The sequence below is a fragment of the Pseudomonas protegens genome (assembly GCF_003732485.1).
Classification (GTDB): Bacteria; Pseudomonadota; Gammaproteobacteria; order Pseudomonadales; family Pseudomonadaceae; genus Aquipseudomonas; species Aquipseudomonas protegens_B.
In genome coordinates this window covers 118,251-120,481 of sequence record NZ_MOAK01000045.1, presented here as the reverse complement: position 1 = coordinate 120,481, position 2,231 = coordinate 118,251, and the positions used below count along the sequence as shown (strand labels likewise).

Below are 2,231 nucleotides of genomic sequence, written 5' to 3'. Positions count from 1 at the left end.
AAGCAGAGACGTTTCAGATTTCGGCCCAGCAGGCCGCGATTCTTTCCCAGCAGCAGTACCTGGGCCAGCCGCTGGCGGCGCAGGCGATTCTGTCCTTCGACACGCCGCCCGAGCGTGCTGTGCTGGAGGCTGCATTGAACGAGGTGTGCCAGCGCCACGAAATCCTGCGCACCAGCTACCGGCAGGTGCCCGGGTTCAAGCAACCGGTGCAGGAAATCACCCCGCAGGTGCGCCTGCGTCTGTCGATGGAAGCGGGGCGCAGCCTGCAACAGGCCCGTGCCGAGGATCGCCTGGCCCTGGCCGAAGTGCCCCTGGTGGCCTCGCTGCTGGATCGCCAATTGCTGATCAGTGTGGCCTTGGCCAGCTGCGACCGGCAGGCTCTGGCGTTGCTGATGGCCGAGCTGCAGCAACTGTGCGCGGGGGTGCAACTGCCACCTTTCGACAGCCTGCAGTACGCCGATTACGCCGCGTGGCAGAGCGAACTGGGGGAGGAGGCGATCGGTCGCGAAGGCCTACAGTTCTGGCGCACCTTGCATGCCGGACAGGCGCCGGGCGTGCGTCTGCCGTTCGAGCGGCGCCTGGACTTTGCGCCGCAGTTGCAGGCGTGCCGCCTGGACACCGACCTGGCGCCGGCGTTGCGTCAGGTGGCCAATGATGCCGGACTCAGCGGCGAGCAAGCCCTGCTGTTCCTCTGGGCCGGTTTCCTCGCCGGGCTGAGCCAGCAGGACTCGCTGTTGGTGGCGCTGACCGTGGACGGTCGCAGCGACCAGTTGCAGCAGACCCTGGGCCATTTCAGCCGGCGCCTGCCCGTGGTCGTCACGTTGCAGCCCCAAGCCACCTTGCAGGACAACCTGCAGGCGTTCCGTCATCAGCTGGACCTGAGTCGTTCCTGGCAGGATTGCCTGAACGAGCTGGAAGTGTTCGGCGCCGAGCAACCCCGTCCCCTGGACCTGGGTTGCTCCTACAGCGAAGGCGCCGAGGTGCAGGAGTTGTTCCTCGATCAAGCGTACTTCGAGAAGCTGCACCTGCAGGCCCGGGCCGAGGCCGACCAGCTGTCGCTGCAACTGAGCTGGCAGCCCCATCTGCTGCCCGACGGCCTGCCAGCCGCCTGGCTCGAACAGTTCGCCCAGTGGCTCAAAGCGGCCGCCGCGGACAGCAGCCTGAGCCTTGAGCAATTGCCGTTGGTCAGCGCTGATCAGGCGCAGCGCCTGTTGCAGGATTTCGATCGCAGCGCGGACCTGAGCGCCGCCGATGCACCACTGCTGCACCAGCTGTTCGAAGAGGCGGCCCGGGCCTTTCCCGAGCGTGCCGCGATCCATGTCGATGGTCGGGAAATCACTTACGCCGAGCTCGACCGTCAGGCCAATCAGCTGGCCCACAGCTTGCGCGGGCAAGGGGTCGCCAGTGATGCCATTGTCGGGGTCTATGGGGCGCGCTCCATCGAAATCGTGGTGGCCCTGCTGGGGATTCTCAAGGCCGGTGGCGCCTACCTGCCGCTGGACCCGGCCTATCCCAGCGAGCGCCTGTCCTTCATGCTCGAGGACGCAGCGGTACGCTGCCTGATCAGCCTGCAACCCCTGCATCCGGACATCGTCTTGCCGGCCGACCTGCCCCAGATCAGCCTGGACCCGCAGCTGTTGAGCGGCAACGCCCAAGCGCTGCCCTGCAGCAGCACTGGCGACAACCTGGCGTACGTCATCTACACCTCGGGCTCCACCGGCAAACCCAAGGGCGTGATGGTTTCCCATACCAATGCCAGCACCTCGACCCTGGCCCGCGGGTCGTTCTATCAGGCGCCTCTGGAGCGTTTCCTGATGCTGTCCTCGTTCTCCTTCGACAGCTCTGTGGCTGGGATCTTCTGGACCCTGAGCCAGGGCGCGACCTTGTACCTGCCCAGCGAAGAGCAGCACAAGGACCCGCAGCAGGTCGCCGAACTCATCGACGCGCAGCGGATTTCCCACTTCCTGGCCCTGCCATCGTTCTATGCGCAAATCCTCGAAGCCCTGCAGCAACCGCAACTGCGCTGTGTGATCGTGGCCGGCGAAGCCTGTCCGGTGGAGCTGGCCCTGCGGCACCGTGAACGGCTGCCCGAGACCTTGCTGGTCAATGAATACGGCCCTTCGGAAAGTGCGGTCTGGTGTTCGGCTTTCGCGGTGGAGCAGCCGCCTGTGGATGAGCGGGTGGCCATCGGTGGCGCTATCGCCGGTACGCGCCTGCAGGTGTTGGATGAA

Annotated in this window: 1 protein-coding gene; it reads left to right on the top strand. The window is 65.9% G+C overall.

The window, feature by feature from the left end; all coding sequences use genetic code 11:
- On the top strand, window positions 1-2,231 hold a 2,231-nt coding region (locus BLX41_RS11445; RefSeq protein ID WP_123724956.1), incomplete at both ends, for an AMP-binding protein.